The sequence below is a fragment of the Rhizobium sp. WSM1274 genome (assembly GCF_025200775.1).
Taxonomy (GTDB): Bacteria; Pseudomonadota; Alphaproteobacteria; order Rhizobiales; family Rhizobiaceae; genus Rhizobium; species Rhizobium leguminosarum_I.
On the sequence record NZ_CP104138.1, the window covers coordinates 3348300 to 3360752 of the forward strand.

11 protein-coding genes and 2 pseudogenes are annotated in these 12453 nt (G+C 58.6%); 6 read left to right on the forward strand and 7 right to left on the reverse strand.

Annotation, left to right across the window (positions count from 1 at the left end; all coding sequences use genetic code 11):
• Nucleotides 1–23: 23 nt before the first annotated feature.
• Nucleotides 24–1352, forward strand: coding sequence for a UDP-glucose dehydrogenase family protein (locus N2600_RS16820; protein WP_017965755.1), 1329 nt, complete (start codon nucleotides 24–26; stop codon nucleotides 1350–1352).
• A gap of 115 nt (nucleotides 1353–1467) precedes the next feature.
• On the opposite strand, the gene N2600_RS16825 is transcribed toward N2600_RS16820, so the two are convergent.
• Together N2600_RS16825 and N2600_RS16830 are read right to left on the reverse strand one after the other, a co-directional pair.
• Nucleotides 1468–2259, reverse strand: coding sequence for a metallophosphoesterase family protein (locus N2600_RS16825; RefSeq protein ID WP_162118004.1), 792 nt, complete (start codon nucleotides 2257–2259; stop codon nucleotides 1468–1470).
• A 72-nt stretch (nucleotides 2260–2331) separates the two neighbouring features.
• Nucleotides 2332–2904 (reverse strand): annotated as a pseudogene (locus tag N2600_RS16830) (TolC family protein); the annotation flags it as partial.
• A 284-nt stretch (nucleotides 2905–3188) separates the two neighbouring features.
• On the opposite strand from N2600_RS16830, the gene N2600_RS16835 reads away from it, so the two are divergent.
• Complete coding sequence (locus tag N2600_RS16835) at nucleotides 3189–3440, forward strand: KTSC domain-containing protein (protein ID WP_162118002.1); 252 nt, start codon at nucleotides 3189–3191, stop codon at nucleotides 3438–3440.
• A gap of 203 nt (nucleotides 3441–3643) precedes the next feature.
• Here the strand turns inward: N2600_RS16835 and N2600_RS16840 are convergent, their stop codons facing one another.
• From N2600_RS16840 to ung, 3 genes are all read right to left on the reverse strand, one after another.
• Nucleotides 3644–4249: an alpha/beta hydrolase gene (locus N2600_RS16840; protein ID WP_017965759.1), complete on the reverse strand. Its 606-nt coding sequence runs from the start codon at nucleotides 4247–4249 to the stop codon at nucleotides 3644–3646.
• A gap of 11 nt (nucleotides 4250–4260) precedes the next feature.
• The gene (locus tag N2600_RS16845) at nucleotides 4261–5193 is read right to left on the reverse strand and encodes a VOC family protein (RefSeq protein ID WP_017965760.1); all 933 of its coding nucleotides are present in this window, start codon (nucleotides 5191–5193) and stop codon (nucleotides 4261–4263) included.
• Nucleotides 5194–5329: 136 nt separating this feature from the next.
• Nucleotides 5330–6031, reverse strand: a complete 702-nt coding sequence (gene ung / locus N2600_RS16850; protein WP_260109249.1) for a uracil-DNA glycosylase — start codon at nucleotides 6029–6031, stop codon at nucleotides 5330–5332.
• A 237-nt stretch (nucleotides 6032–6268) separates the two neighbouring features.
• Between ung and N2600_RS16855 the strand changes: the two are divergent.
• From N2600_RS16855 to N2600_RS16865, 3 genes and pseudogenes are all read left to right on the forward strand, one after another.
• Nucleotides 6269–7681, forward strand: a pseudogene (locus N2600_RS16855) (phosphomannomutase); the annotation flags it as partial.
• 51 nt (nucleotides 7682–7732) lie between these two features.
• Complete coding sequence (locus tag N2600_RS16860) at nucleotides 7733–9160, forward strand: mannose-1-phosphate guanylyltransferase/mannose-6-phosphate isomerase (protein WP_222386781.1); 1428 nt, start codon at nucleotides 7733–7735, stop codon at nucleotides 9158–9160.
• Nucleotides 9161–9279: 119 nt separating this feature from the next.
• Nucleotides 9280–9585, forward strand: a complete 306-nt coding sequence (locus tag N2600_RS16865; RefSeq protein ID WP_026154312.1) for a hypothetical protein — start codon at nucleotides 9280–9282, stop codon at nucleotides 9583–9585.
• Nucleotides 9586–9634: 49 nt separating this feature from the next.
• On the opposite strand, the gene N2600_RS16870 is transcribed toward N2600_RS16865, so the two are convergent.
• Nucleotides 9635–10591, reverse strand: coding sequence for an endonuclease/exonuclease/phosphatase family protein (locus N2600_RS16870; protein ID WP_260296853.1), 957 nt, complete (start codon nucleotides 10589–10591; stop codon nucleotides 9635–9637).
• 246 nt (nucleotides 10592–10837) lie between these two features.
• Here N2600_RS16870 and N2600_RS16875 point away from each other — a divergent pair, with 246 nt between their 5' ends.
• Complete coding sequence (locus tag N2600_RS16875; RefSeq protein ID WP_260109251.1) at nucleotides 10838–11854, forward strand: NAD-dependent epimerase/dehydratase family protein; 1017 nt, start codon at nucleotides 10838–10840, stop codon at nucleotides 11852–11854.
• Between the two features lie 91 nt (nucleotides 11855–11945).
• Here N2600_RS16875 and N2600_RS16880 read toward each other — a convergent pair whose 3' ends face one another.
• The gene (locus tag N2600_RS16880) at nucleotides 11946–12260 is read right to left on the reverse strand and encodes a hypothetical protein (RefSeq protein ID WP_162117995.1); all 315 of its coding nucleotides are present in this window, start codon (nucleotides 12258–12260) and stop codon (nucleotides 11946–11948) included.
• Nucleotides 12261–12453: the final 193 nt, after the last annotated feature.

Consider the following 12453-nt stretch of genomic DNA (forward strand, 5'->3'; position numbering starts at 1 on the left):
TACTCTAATGATTTGAGGGAAATATGCGCATCACGATGATTGGATCAGGCTATGTCGGCCTCGTTTCAGGCGTTTGCTTTGCGGATTTCGGCCACGACGTCATCTGCGTCGACAAGGATCTGAGTAAGATCGAAGCCCTTCGCGAAGGCCGCATTCCGATCTACGAGCCGGGTCTGGAGCAACTGGTCGCCGAAAATACCAGCACCGGCCGGCTGTCCTTTTCGACCGATGTCGGCGAAAGCGTCCGCAGCGCCGACGTCGTGTTCATCGCTGTCGGCACGCCGTCCAGGCGCGGCGACGGCCACGCAGACCTTTCCTATGTATACGCCGCTGCACGCGAGATTGCCACCTATGTGGAAGGCTTCACCGTTATCGTCACCAAGTCGACGGTGCCGGTCGGCACGGGTGACGAGGTCGAGCGGATCATGCGCGAAACCAATCCCGCGGCAGATGTCGCCGTCGTTTCCAATCCGGAATTCCTGCGCGAAGGTGCGGCGATCGAAGACTTCAAGCGTCCCGACCGTATCGTCGTCGGCCTGAACGACGACCGGGCGCGCGAAACCATGACCGAGGTCTACCGCCCGCTCTATCTCAACCAGGCCCCCTTGGTCTTCACCACCCGCCGCACCTCCGAACTGATCAAATATGCGGCCAATGCATTTCTCGCGATGAAGATTACCTTCATCAACGAGATCGCCGATCTTTGCGAACGGGTCGACGCAAACGTCCAGGACGTTTCACGCGGCATCGGCCTCGATGGCCGTATCGGCTCCAAGTTCCTGCATGCCGGCCCGGGTTACGGCGGCTCGTGCTTCCCCAAGGATACGCTTGCTCTTGCCAAGACGGCGCAGGATTACGACGCGCCGATGCGTCTCATCGAGACGACGATCTCGATCAACGACAACCGCAAGCGCGCGATGGGACGCAAAGTCATTTCGGCCGTCGGCGGAGACATTCGCGGCAAGAAGATCGCGATCCTTGGCCTGACCTTCAAGCCGAATACCGACGACATGCGCGACAGCCCGGCGATCGCGGTCATCCAGACCCTGCAGGACAACGGCGCGCAAGTGGTCGGCTACGATCCCGAGGGCATGGAAAACGCCCGCAAGGTAATCGAGAACATCGAATATGCGAGCGGACCCTACGAGGCGGCCGCTGGTGCGGATGCCATTGTCATCGTCACCGAATGGAACCAGTTCCGCGCGCTCGATTTCAATCGCCTGAAGCAGTCGATGCGCGCTCCGATCCTGGTTGATCTGCGCAATATCTACCGCAGCGACGAGGTCCGCAAACACGGCTTTACCTATACCGGTATCGGCACCAACCTTTATCAGGAAGCGACCGGCGCCTGAGATAGCTCCGTGAACTTTTATTGTCCTGACGCCGCGGAGCATAATCCGCGGCGTTTGGTTTTGAGCATGACGCCGAAAAGTGTAGGCGTTTTCGGACGACACCATGCTTGCCGATTTAGAGGATTCCGACCCGCGTCCCCTTTATCGTCAGCACGGTCAGCCGGCCCGTCGCCGAAACCGCAGTGTCGATACCAATGCGTTGCGGCCCGAATGTCGGGATTCGTGCCGGCGTATGCCCGTGGATCACGAGGACAGGAAGCTGCGGCCCTTCATCCAGGAAGGGCTGACGGATCCACATGAGGTCGCTGTCTTTCTGCTTTTTGAGGTCGATGCCCGGTTTGATGCCCGCATGAACAAAGACGACCCTTCCTATCCGCAGCATGATCGGCAGCGATTCCAGGAATTTGATATGCCGCTCGGGTATCATGGTGCGGATGACGCGGGCAATTGTTTCGCTTCCGGCCGCCGATTCCAGCAGATGCTCGATGTCGATACCGTATGAGTGCAGCGTCTCCGTTCCGGCAAAGCCGAGCCATTCGAGAATGCGTGCCGGCTTGCGGTAGAGTTTGACCAGTTCCGCGTCGTGATTGCCGCACAGGACGAAGCGCTGAAATCCCGGCGGCGGGGTCTTGCTCAGGAACTCCAGCACCGCACTCGAATCAGGCCCGCGATCGACATAGTCGCCGAGCATGACGATGAGTTTCGGTCCCGGGATGCGCGCGGCATCCTCGACGATGCGGCGATGCACCTCGACGAGCTCGTTATAACATCCGTGAACATCGCTCATCGCGTAGACCGCAGCGAATTCGCCTTCGGCAAACGTCAGCCGAGCGCGTCTTTTACGGTTGCCGGCCAGTATCGGTATGTGTTGTCGCCACGGCGCTAGATAGTTAAACATGGAACCCATTTATGAGACCCGACCGAATGGCGGGTTGCGGAAATAATCCATCTCTTATCCATCGCTGAAACGGCATGAGGCTCACTGTTCATAAGAATTTGGCCTGATCGCGGCCCCACCGAAGTTGTAACCCGAACCAATTGCCACATTCAGAGTGACATAGTTCTTCGCCGTTTGCTGCACCGCCTGCGCCAGGTTGGCCTGACTGGTCACGGCTGAACGCTGCGCATCCAGCACATCAAGCAAGGATGATTGTCCATCCTTGTAGCTCCCGATTGAAAGCGCAAGAGTCTCCTGCGTGGTCTTCACCTGCGCCCGCAGCGCCTGAATGGTTTGCGCGTCGCGGTGAACGGACGATAGAGCGCGCTCAATCTCTTCGAGGGCGGCCAGAACAATCTGCTTCCACGCAAGAGACTGCACCTTCGCATTGGATCTCGACATCTCCACATTCGGGCGCAGCCGATCACCACCGAAAATTGGCGGGTTGAGAGCCGGCCTAAACAACCAGGTGGTCAGGCCACCGGGAGCGCTACCCGCTTGTTTTATGGATGACGGCGAGATCGAACCATTGAGAGTGATGCTCGGATAAAGCTGCGACTCGGCAGCGCCGATATTGACCGTTGCAGCGGCGAGGTCACGCTCCGCCTTGCGGATGTAGTCATTCATGCTTGGGAGGGTGCTGCGGTTAATAATACGCTATAGTTTGCTATATGATGATTAATCCGGCGTTAAGCCGGCGATTATTGCGTTTCTCGCGACATTATCGGCTAATATTCCTCAAATGGAGGAGCCACAGGCATCGGATTTCCACAGGGGTGACCTTCGAGAAGCTGCAAAAATCAACTATAACGAGAGGCCGCGGGAAAAAATGAACGTTAAAGCAGATCGCGCTTGACGCCCTTGCGGCGCAGCATAATGATGGCGCGTTGCGAGCGTGAATGACATTCTTGGTCAGGAATCTCAGATCCAAAACTGCGGGGTGCAAAGTGGAAACTGCGGTTGATTCGAAGCTTATCGAGGCGATCACCTACGACGAAGACAGCCGGCATCTAAGGGTCTATCTGACCAACGGTCAGAGGCGAGAATATGAAGGCGTTCCCAAGGGTGTCGTCGTCGGTTTGACGATGGCGGCATCGCCAGGAAATTTTTATATGAAGGCAATCCGGGGCAAATATCCTCCCCGTCCCTAATGCCTTATCGAGAACGGATGATAGTATCATCGTTCCAGCAAAGATGCGGGACCGGCATTCGCCGGTCCCGCAAATCAGTTTCCCGCCAGCACTTGCATAATTCCTTAAATCGGGATCGATTGAAGGACAAATTATGCCGCACTTCAAAATGCTACGGCGTCGTTTGCGTGTCTAAAAAGACGCGGCGCTGCCGCGGCGCGCGGTCAATAATTGCCGAGGAAATCGCGAACCGCATTGATCTCGAGCGGCGCAATTTCGTGACCGCCGGGGTGCCAGACCTCCCTGACCTCCGCCTCTCGGTCTTTCAGATGCTCGGACAGCGCCTCGGTCATGGAGACGGGAGCGATCGGATCCCGTCGTCCCGCCGTCACCAGCACCTTTCTTCCCACAAGCGTTACCTGGGCTTCGGGTTGAAACGGAATGAGCGGGTGCATCAGAACCGCGGCATCGAAGATACCCTTCTCGATCAGCACGTTGGCAAGAATATTTGCGCCGTTCGAGAATCCCAGGCCGAGAATCTCGGAAGCCCGGTACTCGTCAGCGAATGCTTTGACGTAGGCAGCCATCTTCTCGGTCGCGCGCGAAAGGTCGGGCATGTCGTAGACCCCTTCCCCGGTGCGGCGAAAGAACCGCGCCGCGCCGTGTTCGGAAACATCGCCGCGCGGGGAGAGAATCGTCGCTTCCGGCAGCAGGCGCCGACCGAAGTCGAAAAACTGGTTTTCGTCGCCCCCGGTGCCGTGCAGCACCAGCAGAATAGGTTTATCAGGTGCACCGGCATGCAGCCGGTGCACATATCCAGTTTCGGTCATATCGCCTCTCCTTACGCTTCGAGCGGCTGCAGGTGCTGCTCGAGCAGCGCGCGAAGATGGGCGTGCTGCTGCGGCAGTTTCAAGGCTTCGCCGAGATGGGCCGTGTCCTCGTCGTGGTCGAAACCTGGCTCATTGGTCGCGACCTCGAACAGCACGCCGCCCGGCGTGCGAAAATAGATGGCCCAGAAGTAGTCGCGGTCGATCACCGGCGTGACCTGATAACCCGTGTCCATCAGCGCCTTGCGCACTTCGAGCTGCTTCTCGCGGTTTTCGACGGCGAAGGCGACGTGATGAACCGAGCCGGCGCCGGGAAGCGCGCGGGCGATGTTCGGCATGGTCTCGAGATCGATGAGATGCGCGCCATTGCCGGAGGGCTTGATCAGCCGCTTGACGCCGTCCCTTTCTTCAGCGACCTGGTAGCCCATGAACTTCAGGAGCTCGGCCGTGGCGCCCTCGTCCCGCAGCCGCATGGCAACGGAATGGAAGCCGCGAATAGCGTGATCCTCACTGATGCCGCTATGCGTCCAGGGCTGGCGGTTATCGTCCTCGACTTCAACAAGTGCAAAACCGTCACCGTCGGGACCGGAAAAATTCAGGCGTTTCTCGCCGAAACTTTCCTCAGCCTTCAGGCCGCCGACACCAAGCGCGGCAAAGTGATCGCTCCAGAAGCCGATCGAGCCTTGCGGAACGGAAAACACCGTCGTGCCGACCTCGCCTGTGCCGGGACGGCCCTGCGCCATCTTCGGGAACGGGAAATAGGTCATTACGCTGCCGGGTGTGCCGGTCTCGTCACCGTAATAGAGGTGATAAACGTCAGGCGCGTCGAAATTGACAGTCTTCTTGACGCGACGCAGACCGAGCGCATTGGTGAAAAACTGGTTGTTGGTGCGGGCGTCCTGCGCCATCGACGTGACGTGGTGCAGACCCTTGATCTGATCGAGCATTTGAGACCCCTTTTCATGCCCGCCGTTGCGGGCTTTCGATGAGGCTAAGATGCGCGCTGAAACTCTCACGGAACAGACCCGCAGACCAAAACGCATTGTCTTCTATTAGTGAACGAACATCAGATTGCGTTCACACCTATGCCCCGTGGGGATCGGCCGGCAATTGCCAGTCGATCGGCGCGCGCCCGCGCGACTGCAGGAAGGCATTTGCCTTTGAAAAATGCCCGCAGCCGAAAAAACCGTTATGGGCCGAAAGCGGCGAGGGATGCGGCGCCCTGAGCACGAGATGCCGCGTCGTATCGACGAAGGCGGCCTTGCGCTGGGCATAGGAACCCCAGAGCATGAAGACGACGGATTCACATTCATCGTTGACCTTGCGGATAACGGCGTCGGTGAAGCGCTCCCACCCCTTGCCCTGATGGGCCGCTGCCTGCCCCTCCTCGACGGTCAGCACGCTGTTCAGCAGGAGCACACCCTGTCTTGCCCAATGTTCGAGAAAACCGTGCCGTGCCGGCGCTATGCCGAGATCCGTCTCCATCTCCTTATAGATGTTGACGAGCGAGGGTGGTATGCGCACGCCCGGCCGGACACTGAAGCACAGCCCATGGGCTTGCCCAAGTCCATGATAGGGATCCTGGCCGAGGATGACGGCCTTGACGTTGGAGATCGGCGTCAGATCAAGGGCGCGAAAATATTCGCTGCCCTTGGGGAATATCCGCTTGCCGACCTGCTTCTGCGCGACGAGGAAAGACTTGAGCTGTTGCATGTAGGGGCTGGAAAATTCCCCCTCCAGCGCAGCCTTCCAGCTCTCCTCGAGACTGACGGATGGATCGCTCATCCCGGAAACCCTTCGCATATGACGAAATAACGGTCACACGGTTCTAGCAAAATCGATCTACGCTGCAATGCCCGTCGGCTCGGCAATAGGTCTACACCTTCAGAATTCGGAGAGAGGATTTGCGAGAGGCTGGCCGGGGCACCGTCGTCCGTGTTTAACTATATGATAGCTTCGGTATTTACGCCGGCAGGCGGCCTGAGTAGAACCTTGATTGTGAAATCGGAGCCATGTCTTCCTATGAAATTCGGCACGAGCGGCCTTCGCGGACTTTCAGTCGATCTCAAGGGGCGCGCCTCTGCCCTCTACGCCACCGCGTTCGGCAAATATCTGCTGCAGACCGGTAAGGCGCGGACCGGCGACGTCATTCTGATCGGCCGCGATTTTCGCGATTCAAGCCCTGAAATCTCGGGAAATTGTGCCGGTGCGCTTGCCGCGCTCGGCTTTCGGATATTCGACTGCGGCAATGTCCCCACACCCGCCCTTGCCCTTTATGGTCTCGAAAGCAACGCCGCATGTCTGATGGTGACGGGCTCACATATTCCGGCCGACCGCAACGGCATCAAATTCTATCGCCCGGATGGCGAGATCGACAAGGCGGACGAGGCAGCGATCACCAGTTTGGCAGCCGAGATCGAACGAACCGGCGAAACGGTAACGCAGGCGCCGACCGGGACGGAGGATCATGAAGCGATCTGCCGGCAGCTCTTTTTCGAACGCAATGCCGCTCTGCTTCCGCAAGGCGCGCTTGCCGGCCTGAAGATCGGCGTCTACCAGCACAGCACCGTCGCCCGCGACCTGCTGGTGGACGTTCTCGCTCATTACGGCGCCGAGATCACCGCTCTCGGACGTTCGGAGAGTTTCATTCCCGTCGACACCGAAGCCGTTTCCGACGAGACGATCGCGCTGATGAGGCGTTGGGTGTCCGACCACAAGTTCGATGCGATCGTCTCGACCGATGGCGACGGCGACCGTCCGCTGGTCGCAGACGAAACAGGCACGCCGCTGCGCGGTGACCTTCTCGGCCTCGTGGCAGCCAATTTCCTCGGCGCCGGCACGGTGGTGACGCCGGTTACCTCCAATTCGGGCATCGAGGCCGCGGGCTCTTTCGCCGTCCGACGCACCCGCGTCGGCTCACCCTTCGTCATATCAGGCATGGAAGAGGCCGTGACGGCCGGCAAGGATCATGTCATGGGCTTTGAAGCCAATGGCGGACTGCTGACCGCAACCGCCTTTGATATCAACGGCCGGAACGTGCGTGCCTTGCCGACACGCGATTGTTTTATCCCGATGCTCGCGATCCTGTCGCTCGCCGCCATTCGCAGGCAGCCGCTTTCGGCCGTTGCCGCCTCTTATCATCTGCCATTTGCAGCCGCCGACCGCCTGGAGAGTTTTCCGGTCGAGACGAGCGCAGCGCTGATGCAGTATCTGCGTGCCTCTGATGAAAATCTTTCGGCCTTCCTGCAGCCGATCGGCGAGGTGGCTGCGAAGTCCGACATCGATGGACTTCGCCTGACGCTGAGGGACGGCAGGATTATCCATTTCCGCCCGTCCGGCAATGCGCCGGAAATGCGCTGTTACGTGGAAGCCGAGAGCGAAACCGCAGCCCTGGATCTTCTGACCGCCGGGCTGACCCGTATACGAGACTGGGCGGAGATACCCGCTAAACATGCGACGAACACGCTTTTTTCAAGGAACCCGCCTATGACGCAGAAAATTGTTCCCGTGATCATGGCCGGCGGCAAAGGCACCCGGCTCTGGCCGCTTTCCCGTGCCACCGCACCGAAACAGTTCATCCAGTTCGTCGGTGACAAGACGCTGTTTCAGGAGACCCTCGACCGGGTTTCCAATCCGGATCTCTATGAAGCCGCGATCGTCGTCACCAATGAGGAATTCCGCTTCCTGGTCGCCGAGCAGGCCCGCGAACTCGCCATCCCGCTCGCCGCCGTCCTGCTGGAACCGGTTGCCCGCAACACCGCGGCAGCGGTGGCCGCCGCCGCTAACCTTGCCGGCGAGCTCTTCGGCAAGAACACCATCATCCAGATGCTCGCCTCGGATCACGAGATCCTGGCCGATGAGACCTATTTCGATTGCATCCGCATCGCCCGCGATGCCGCAGGCGACGGCAAGCTCGTGACTTTCGGCATCAGTCCGACGGAGCCGGCGACGGGTTACGGTTATATCGAAATCGGCGATGCGCTCAAAAATGGTGCGCACAAGGTCAAGCGCTTCGTCGAAAAGCCGGCGCTTGAGAAGGCCGAGCAGATGCTCGCCGCAGGCGGCTTCTACTGGAACTCCGGCATCTTCATGTTCCCGGTTGCGGAACTTATCGCCGAACTGCAGGAATATGCGCCTGACGTGCTGAAGGCTGCAAGCAAGGCCGTTTCGAAGGCAAGCCGCGACCTCGATTTCACCCGCCTCGACCCCGACCATTTCGCCAAGAGCCCCGACATCTCCATCGACTACGCGATCATGGAAAGGACCTCCAAGGCCGCCGTTGTCCCCTCGCCCTTCAAATGGTCTGATATGGGAAGCTGGGATGCCGTCTGGAAATCAGGCGCACGCGACGGTAACGGCAATGTCGCCGCCGCAAACACCACCGTGGTCAATACCCGCAACTCGCTCGTCATGACGCATGGCGTGCATCTTGCCGTCCAGGGCATGGATGATGTCGCCGTCATCGCCAGCGAAGACGCCGTCTATGTCGGGCCGCTCAAAGACAGCCAGAACGTCGGGCAATTGGTCAAGATGCTGGCGTCCACGTCCGCCACCGCGAAATTCACCGAAACCCATCCGACATCCTATCGCCCCTGGGGCGGCTATACCTCGATCTTCAACGGCGATCGCTTCCAGGTGAAGCGCATCTTCGTTACACCGGGCAAGAAGCTTTCGCTGCAAAAACACCACCACCGCTCCGAACACTGGATCGTCGTCAAGGGAACGGCCGAGGTGACGGTCGGTGAGACCGTGCGGATGCTGCGTGAGAACGAGAGCGTCTACATTCCGCTCGGCGAAGTCCACCGCCTCGCCAACCCCGGAAAGATCCTTCTCGAACTCATCGAGGTGCAGACGGGTTCCTATCTCGGCGAGGACGACATCATCCGTATCGTCGATGAGTTCGGAAGAACGTAAAATCGCAACCGGAGCGATGGTCGGGTCTTTTCCGGCGCGACCATCCTCGCTGTTGAATTTCCTCTTGGGGTTCTCGTAGAATGGATGTACCGACAGACATGACCGGAGATATCCCCCTGATGCGTACGTTGCCCGTCCTCGCCGGATTTCTTGCAATCATGGTGCCGGGAATGGCGTTTGCCGAAACGGCAAGCATGCGAACCGCAAGCGAGTCCGAAATTCGCCAGCACCTGCCCGGTACGTCCGAACTGAAAGAAGGCAAGAATGGCTACGAATATCGCGACGGCAATAAGAATGGCTACAAGATAAACAATGGCCAGGTGTGCGTCCTGTTCCCCAGCAAGAAGACCGATTGCGTCAACGTGAAGACCGACGGCAAGACCTTTCAGATGATCGACAAAAAAGGCGGCCGAACCAGATTCTGATTTGTGGCCGGCAATTTCCTTGCCCGGGCTTGTCTTCCCGCAGGCAAAATCATTTTGCGGGTGAAGTTGCACTGTCCTTGTCGAGAACGAAGTCGGCGATCAGACCCGAATGGTTCGAGCCGAGACTATCATCGACACGTTTCAGCGATGTCAGATGAAGCGGCGCGCGCGCAAATATGTGATCGATGGCGATCCCGAGCCGGCCGGCGCCGACCGGCCATGTTGCCGGTTCCGGCGTGATCGTCTTCAGCTTCTGGTCGCGCAGGAAAGCTTGGATGCTCGGAGCGATCACCGAGGAGTTGAAATCGCCTGACACCACCAGAGGGCCGTCGATTGAGCCGAGCGCTTTGGCGAGATCTTCCAATTCAGCCATCTGAAAATCGTCGAAGTATGGTTTAGTCAGGTGCGCTGAAACCAGATTGATGGTCTCGCCGCCGAAATCGACGCTTGCTATCACCAGCCTATTTTTTCGCAAACTGCCCATGCTTGCAACCTGCGGGCTGACGAACGGGCGTTTGGAGAGCACAAGCGTATCGCATGTATCCTTCCCGGTATCGCAGCCGATATGGTAGGGATAGGCCTTGAACAATTGCTGCAGGTGAAACGTCAACGGCTTTGCTTCGAGCAGATTGACGACGTCGGCATTCGACGCGATCACCATGTTGGTGATCTCAGTTGAGTTTTTCCAGTTGTCGATCGCGATGTTGAACGACATCAGACGGAAAAGCGGCGGGGTGTCGGTGCTTCTGTCGCCCTCCGCGAATTCGCGCAGCATGATGATGCCGTGAGCGATGAGAATAAGCGAGGCAATCAGAAGGATAAAGCCGTAGATCTGTCTCTTGATGGCCAGAATGATGATGCTGGCGGCGACGAACACGACGCCGAGGTGAAGCTGAAAGCTGTAGACGAAGGACAGAAGCCAGAAGTTCGTGACATAGCGTAACGATACGATCGCGATGGCAACGGTCAGAAACGCGCAGAGAATCCAATAAATTATATCTCTCATCGATCCTGACCTGCTTGCAGACGGCCGTCCGGCCATAACATGCGATCAGTTATGGTGCAATGCAACAAAACAGCCGGGAGCCGGCGTCCGGCAAAACAGCGGCGGATAGACCGACGGCAGCGGGGACGGTGCTGTGGCCTTCTCTTTCAAAGACCTATCGACTCGGCCTCTTCTTATCTTGTAAGTGGGGTCACTTGATACGGAATCGGCTCTTTGCCGTCGGCAGGGAGCCGAGAAAAGGTGGGAATGCGCTACTTCATTACAGGGACTGCCGGCTTTATCGGTTTTCATCTGGCCAGGCGCCTGCTGCAGGAAGGGCACGACGTCACAGGCTTCGACGGCCTGACTCCGTATTATAACGTCAAGCTCAAGGAGATGCGCCATGCGGCACTCTCCCAGTTTCCGGCTTTCAAACCTGTCATCGCTATGCTTGAGGACCGCCCATCGCTGGAAGCCGCCGTTCTGGAGGCCAAGCCCGACATTTTGATCCACCTCGCCGCACAGGCTGGCGTCCGCTACAGCCTGGAAAATCCCGAGGCCTATCTTCGTTCGAACGTCGAAGGCTCGTGGAACATCATGGAAATCGCGCGGAGCGTCGAAATCCGTCACCTGATGCTGGCCTCGACATCCTCGATCTATGGCGCCAATCCGACCGTCCCCTTTCACGAGACCGATCGCGCCGACGAGCCGCTGACCATTTATGCCGCGACGAAGAAATCAATGGAACTGATGGCGCATAGTTATGCCCATCTTCACAAGATTCCGACCACGGCTTTTCGCTTCTTTACGGTTTATGGCCCATGGGGCCGCCCGGACATGGCGCTGTTCAAATTCACCAAGAACATGCTCGAAGGCCAGCCGATCGAGATTTACGGCGAAGGCAATATGAGCCGTGACTTCACCTATATCGACGATCTCATTGAAGCGATCGTCAGGCTCTCGGCAATCGCTCCGAGCGAGGAAAATCGTCTTGACAACGTAGCTGTCGAAACGCTTTCGCGCCAGGCGCCCTTCCGCGTCGTCAATATCGGCGGGGGCAAGCCGGTCAGCCTGATGGATTTCGTCGAAACGGTGGAGAAAGCGCTCGGCCGTCCCGCCATCCGCAAGATGCTGGCGATGCAGAAGGGTGACGTGCCGCGCACCTTCGCAGCCCCCAATCTGCTCGTCGCGCTGACGGGATACAGGCCGGATACGACATTGGATATCGGCGTCAAGGCCTTCGTCGACTGGTATCTCGACGTGCGCGGCGAACTCGACGCTTAGAACAGGGTGACGTCCGAAGACCCCTCACACTTTTCGGTATCATGCGCTAGGTGTCGCAGAGGATGCGACAGGCCGAAGCCGGCCCAATGTTTCAGCGGAGAAACGTGACGGCGTCGACGGCAGCGACCGCCGTCGCAAACACGTAACCGACGACAACGGTCAGGCTCTGCGAATAGGTCTTGAGCCGGTAGCCCTCGCCCTCGACCGTAGCAGGGCCGCGCAGGACGAAAGGAACGCCTGGGCGCATGAAACCGGCGCGTGTCGTCAACGGAACCTCGGGCGAATGGCCAATGGCTGAGGTGTACATCAGGTCGCGGGCAAGGCTGGCTGGGCCGATGGCGAAGGCCGGCTCGGCGGCGGCGGTGATCGTCAGGGTCAAGGCGATGGTGGCAAGAGTTCTGTGCATGTCGAAGTCCCCGTTTGCGGATCGGCGGGCTTCATTTTGCCCGGCTCCAAACGATCGACGCGTCTGTCCACGCTTCGGTCGCTTTCATGAGACCACTCTACACATCAGTATTTTCAGGGTTTTTAAGCAGATCGGTCAAATTTTAAGAAATTTGATTTTCCGGTCGCACCGGTCGGGAATCCACGGAAAAAAC

What these genes read in the sequence shown, in the direction of transcription:
- N2600_RS16860 (WP_222386781.1), top strand. Translation starts at nt 7,733, where the DNA reads ATGACGCAGAAAATTGTTCCCGTGATCATGGCCGGCGGCAAAGGCACC.
- N2600_RS16865 (WP_026154312.1), top strand. Translation starts at nt 9,280, where the DNA reads ATGCGTACGTTGCCCGTCCTCGCCGGATTTCTTGCAATCATGGTGCCG.
- N2600_RS16870 (WP_260296853.1), bottom strand. Translation starts at nt 10,591, where the DNA reads ATGAGAGATATAATTTATTGGATTCTCTGCGCGTTTCTGACCGTTGCC.
- ung (WP_260109249.1), bottom strand. Translation starts at nt 6,031, where the DNA reads ATGAGCGATCCATCCGTCAGTCTCGAGGAGAGCTGGAAGGCTGCGCTG.
- N2600_RS16875 (WP_260109251.1), top strand. Translation starts at nt 10,838, where the DNA reads ATGCGCTACTTCATTACAGGGACTGCCGGCTTTATCGGTTTTCATCTG.
- N2600_RS16835 (WP_162118002.1), top strand. Translation starts at nt 3,189, where the DNA reads ATGACATTCTTGGTCAGGAATCTCAGATCCAAAACTGCGGGGTGCAAA.
- N2600_RS16880 (WP_162117995.1), bottom strand. Translation starts at nt 12,260, where the DNA reads ATGCACAGAACTCTTGCCACCATCGCCTTGACCCTGACGATCACCGCC.
- N2600_RS16840 (WP_017965759.1), bottom strand. Translation starts at nt 4,249, where the DNA reads ATGACCGAAACTGGATATGTGCACCGGCTGCATGCCGGTGCACCTGAT.
- N2600_RS16845 (WP_017965760.1), bottom strand. Translation starts at nt 5,193, where the DNA reads ATGCTCGATCAGATCAAGGGTCTGCACCACGTCACGTCGATGGCGCAG.
- N2600_RS16825 (WP_162118004.1), bottom strand. Translation starts at nt 2,259, where the DNA reads ATGGGTTCCATGTTTAACTATCTAGCGCCGTGGCGACAACACATACCG.
- N2600_RS16820 (WP_017965755.1), top strand. Translation starts at nt 24, where the DNA reads ATGCGCATCACGATGATTGGATCAGGCTATGTCGGCCTCGTTTCAGGC.